General features: G+C 63.1%; 5 protein-coding genes. 3 read left to right on the top strand and 2 right to left on the bottom strand.

All coding sequences use genetic code 11. From position 1 onward, the window contains the following. Positions 1-683 (top strand): type I glyceraldehyde-3-phosphate dehydrogenase (locus tag AC0AP0_RS09795; RefSeq protein ID WP_490430328.1); only part of this gene is annotated, 683 nt, incomplete at its 5' end. A 73-nt stretch (positions 684-756) separates the two neighbouring features. Here AC0AP0_RS09795 and AC0AP0_RS09790 read toward each other — a convergent pair. Next, positions 757-1353 carry a DedA family protein gene (locus AC0AP0_RS09790; protein WP_490430327.1) on the bottom strand — a complete coding sequence of 199 codons (597 nt, stop codon included), beginning with the start codon at positions 1351-1353 and terminating at the stop codon, positions 757-759. A 77-nt stretch (positions 1354-1430) separates the two neighbouring features. Between AC0AP0_RS09790 and ybaK the strand changes: the two genes are divergently transcribed. Next, complete coding sequence (gene ybaK / locus AC0AP0_RS09785) at positions 1431-1937, top strand: Cys-tRNA(Pro) deacylase (RefSeq protein WP_490430326.1); 507 nt, start codon at positions 1431-1433, stop codon at positions 1935-1937. 18 nt (positions 1938-1955) lie between these two features. On the opposite strand, the gene AC0AP0_RS09780 is transcribed toward ybaK, so the two are convergent. Then, positions 1956-3023 carry a 4-hydroxy-3-methylbut-2-enyl diphosphate reductase gene (locus AC0AP0_RS09780; protein ID WP_490430325.1) on the bottom strand — a complete coding sequence of 356 codons (1068 nt, stop codon included), beginning with the start codon at positions 3021-3023 and terminating at the stop codon, positions 1956-1958. A 172-nt stretch (positions 3024-3195) separates the two neighbouring features. Between AC0AP0_RS09780 and AC0AP0_RS09775 the strand changes: the two genes are divergently transcribed. Continuing rightward, positions 3196-3934: aldose epimerase family protein (locus AC0AP0_RS09775; RefSeq protein ID WP_490430324.1), on the top strand; the 739-nt coding region annotated here is incomplete at its 3' end.

Raw genomic sequence — 3934 nt, 5'->3', positions numbered from 1 at the left:
ACGCCGGAGCCAAGAAGGTTCTGATTTCCGCCCCAGCCAAGGACGACACCACTCCTACCGTGGTCTATGGCGTCAACCAGGAGACCCTGAAGCCCTCCGACAAGATCATCTCCGCCGGCTCCTGCACCACCGGCTCCCTGGCCGCCATGGTCAAGATGCTGGATGACAACTTCGGCATCCGCATTGGCTACATGACCACCATTCACGCCTACACCGGCTCCCAGATGCTGCTGGACGGCCCCAAGGGCAACAAGCCACGCAACACCCGCGCCGCTGCCATCAACACCATCGAGCACTCCACCGGTGCCGCCAAGGCCATCGGCAAGGTCGTTCCCTCCGTTGACGGCAAGCTGCAGGGCCATGCACAGCGTGTGGCCGTTCCCTCCGGCTCCGTCACCGAGCTGACCTGCGTCCTGGACAAGAAGGTTACCGTCGACGAGATCAACAACGCCGCCAAGAAGGCCTTCGAAGGCAAGGACTACTTCGGCTACAACGACGAGGGCATAGTCTCCTCCGACGTGATCGGCGACACCCACGGTGGCATCTTCGACCCCACGCAGACTGATGTCAACACCTATGGTGACGACCAGCTGGTTCGCACCGTTGCCTTCTATGACAACGAGTACGGCTTCACCAGCAACATGATCCGCACCCTGCTCTACTTCGCCAAGTTGGGCGACTGAGCATCCGGCCGGTTCCTCCGGCCATGGCGATTTCGGGGTCCGTTCCCTTCGGGGGCGGACCTCTTGCTTATAATTAGCGCCTCCGGGTGAGCGCCCGCATGGCCAAGTCGCAGACCAGGCCTACGACCATGCCCACCAGAAACCCGATGGCCATGACGGCCAGAGGGTTGTTTTCCAGCCAAGAGGCGGCCAGATACCCCAAGGTCCACATATACATGGACCAGAGCAGACCAGCCAGTGCAGCCAGGGGCAGATAACGGCTCAACGGATACCGCGCCGCCCCTGCAGTCAGATTTACCACGGTCCGGCCCGAGGGCACGAACCGCGAGGCTAGTGTGAAGAAGCCGCCTCCCTGCAGTAGCGCCCGGTGGGCCCATGATGTCACAGTCTTGCCTGCTGCACCTCGAAAGACGGCCAGACGATTCAACGGGACCAGTCGTCCCAGCCCATAGGTGCAGGCATCGCCGCCCGCGAAGGCCAGGGCGCATACCAGAAAGACCAGGACGGGCAAAGGCCGTCCCGAGGCCCGAAAGGCCGAAGCTGTGGCCAGGACCATAAGCTCCGTTGGAATGGGAATAATCAGCGCATCCAGAAAGGCGGCCAGAAAAAGCACGGCCAGCCCCCAGCCGCCCGTCACCGCATCGAGCAGCCAGGCATTGACAGCGGTCATGGACTACCCTTTCCGCGCAAATGGGGCCAAAGACACCCCTCAGCCAACCTAAACGGTCAGTACCTTAGCATGGAGTCATGAGCAAGAAGAAGCGAGCGGATTCGGATGCCGCGACTCCAGCCATGGCCCAGCTGGAGCGTCTGGGGGTTCCCTTCACTGTTCATGAGTATCATCACAGTGCCGACCACATGGACCAGGGGTACGGCATCGAGGCAGCCAAAAAACTGGGTCTGGATCCGCGCACGGTCTACAAGACCCTGATGGCCGACACGGGCAAGGAGCGGGTCATCGGCATTGTTCCGGTGACCGGACACCTGAACCTCAAGCATCTGGCAGCAGCCGTGGGCGCCAAAAAGGCCCGCATGGCCGACAAGGCCCAGGCCGAGAGGGAGAGCGGATACGTTCTGGGCGGCATATCGCCCTTCGGACAACGCACCTCACACATCACCGTGTTGGACCAGGGCGCATTGGATTTCGACACCATCATGGTCTCCGGCGGTAAGCGCGGCATCAGCCTGGGTCTGGATCCTCGGGATTTGATCCGTGTCCTCAAGGCCAAGACCGCACCTTTAGCCACTGAATGAAAGGTCTGCGCGCGGGGCTTAGCCCTGTGGCTGTGGAACCCTCCTGGATGCGCGTGCTGAGCGCAGGGCCGCAGGTAGGACGAAGTGCATGTGCTCGTCTACTGCTCGCTCCCGGGTCACCTGGGTGAACCCTCGGGAGGCCAGGATCTCCAGTACCCCCTGAACCAGGTTTTCGGGAACCGAAGCACCCGAGGTAAGCCCTACCGAATCCATGCCCTGCAGCCAGGTCGGGTCCAGCTCGCCCGCGTCGTCGACTCGGTGGGCCCTTTGCTCACCCTGACCAGGAAAACGCGCATCCAGGGCTTGACGGGCCACCTCGACCAGGCGCACCGAATTGGAGGAGTTGGCCGACCCCACCACAATCATGCAATCCGCCTGACCGGCCACCAGCTTGACCGCCTGCTGCCTGTTCTGGGTGGCGTAGCAGATGTCTGAGCCCGGCGGCTCCTCTATCCAGGGGAAACGTCGACGCAGGGCCGCAGCCAGGTCGGCGGTCTCATCCAGGCTCAGAGTGGTCTGGGTCAGCATGACCAGCGGCGTGTCCGGCCCGAAGTCCAAAGAGTCGATATCGGCCTCATGCTCCACCAAATGAACCCGGTCCGGGGCCTCCCCCATGACTCCAATAGCCTCGTCGTGCCCCCGGTGACCTATGTAAATGATCCGGTAGCCGTCCCGAACGAAGCGCTGCACCTCCCGGTGGACCTTGCTGACCAGGGGGCATGAGGCATCAACCACACGCATTCCCCGCCGCTGGGCCTCCTTGACGACCGAGGGAGCGATGCCATGAGCTGAGAAGACCACAGGCACCCCGGCACGGACGGCCTGGTCGGGAATCTGGTCCAGCTCGTCCACGAACACGGCCCCCCGCCGGGACAGGTCCTCGACCACATGCCGGTTGTGGACTATCTGTCGGCGCACATAGACCGGGGGCAGGCCCTGGTGGGGATTGTCCGCATCCAGGATGGTCTGCACGGTCTGGATGGCACGGTCCACCCCCGCGCAGAACCCGCGCGGATCAGCCAGGACGACCCGCCCATGCCCCTGTGGGGTCGGCTGTTCGCACACGGTGGTCCGAAATCCTGCCACTGCCGCTCCTTAACGATGTCAATCCGGACGGTTCCGGACACTGCAAGTCCATGGTAGAAAGCCAGGACGGCCCCCGGTAGTTCATCCGCCACTCTTTCACCAAGAACCCAAGACCACCCAGGCGCTAGGATGGTGGCGTACCAAGCATCAACGGCACTATGGAAGTGGGAGCATGCATACGAACGAGATGATGGGCGGGGCCGTGCCCCGGACAGGACAGCAGTACAGCATCCGTCATGGGGACTACGAAGCGGTGGTGACCGAGCTGGGAGCCATTCTGCGCGTCCTGAAATACCGGGGAAAGGACCTGCTGGCTTCATTCGACCCGGATGGGACCGTACCCTGCAGCAACGGGAACGTGCTGGTACCCTTCCCCAACCGGATCGAGGACGGCACCTACGAATTCCAGGGCCACACCTATACCCTGCCCATCGACGAGCACGACCGGAACACCGCCATCCACGGGTACGGATACCGCGCCTACTGGCGGCTGCAAGCCCTGACCGAGGACTCCGTCAGCCTCTCCTGGCGGGTGCCCGACATGGGCGGATACCCCTTCGACGTGGTTGTCACCGTCACCTACACCCTGGACGACCAGGGGCTGACCATGACCACCCGGGCTCTGAACCTGGGCGACGATGCTGCACCCTGGGCCTTCGGCATCCACCCCTGGCTAGCCAACGGCAAACAGGGGGTTGGTGACCAGATTCAGAAAGACAACGCCCCCTGCACCCTGTCCATTCCCTGCCGCACCCACGTGGTGGTCGATCCCGACAGGCTGCTGCCCATCAGTACCGAACCCGTCCAAGGGCGAACAGATCTGCGCCAGGGCCCTGCGCTGGGTGAGGATGCGGACTTCGACGATGCCTGGACTGATGTGGAGCGGGACGACGACGGCACCTGTTCGGCCT

The organism is Bifidobacterium sp. POST2/T3 (B1) (assembly GCF_058197115.1).
Note: the sequence above shows the minus strand (reverse complement) of the source record. Positions and strands in the feature narration are given on the sequence as shown.

Excerpts from the sequence above, each read along its gene's own strand:
- AC0AP0_RS09790 (WP_490430327.1), bottom strand. The coding sequence starts at position 1,353 with ATGACCGCTGTCAATGCCTGGCTGCTCGATGCGGTGACGGGCGGCTGG.
- ybaK (WP_490430326.1), top strand. The coding sequence starts at position 1,431 with ATGAGCAAGAAGAAGCGAGCGGATTCGGATGCCGCGACTCCAGCCATG.